This window comes from Pseudomonas sp. FW306-02-D09B (assembly GCF_058782685.1).
Window position 1 is genome coordinate 1 of the sequence record NZ_JBYSXY010000043.1, and the last position, 529, is coordinate 529.

At 52.4% G+C, this 529-nt stretch carries 1 pseudogene; it reads right to left on the minus strand.

From position 1 onward, the window contains the following. Window positions 1-508 (minus strand): annotated as a pseudogene (locus tag AC3WK5_RS29020) (transposase family protein); the annotation flags it as partial. Window positions 509-529 lie beyond the last annotated feature (21 nt).

Below are 529 nucleotides of genomic sequence, written 5' to 3' on the forward strand. Positions count from 1 at the left end.
AATCCCATCACTTCCTGGGCATGACGGGCCCGGGCATCACACGCCCGGTTGCGCTTGTAATAAGCCTGACGGGAAATCCCCATGAACTGGCAAGCCCGACTAATGCTCAGGTCTTGGATCTGCCCTTGGGAGAGGACTTGCCGGATCGCTTTTTTACGACAGAAACACCGAAGTCGTTCTTCAAAACATCAACGACAGCTTCGAAAAACTGAGCTTTCTGGTTGGCTTGGGCCAGCTTTTCTTCAAGCTCTTTGATTCGCTGTTCGGGTGTCAGTGGTTTATCGGGCTCATCCATGGAACGGGGTCTCTTGGAGCGAATGGACGCGCCTTGACTCCAGTCCTGCCGACCATGCCTGCGTAACCAGTTCAGTACGGTCGATTTACCCTGAATGCCATAGCGCTCTTGAGCCTCTTTATAACTCAACTCGCCTTTTTCGACCTGATCGACGACCGACAATTTAAAGGTCCGCGTGTAGTCACGCTGACTGCGCCTTTTTCCTGTATTCATTACTCCCTCCTGAGAATGGGT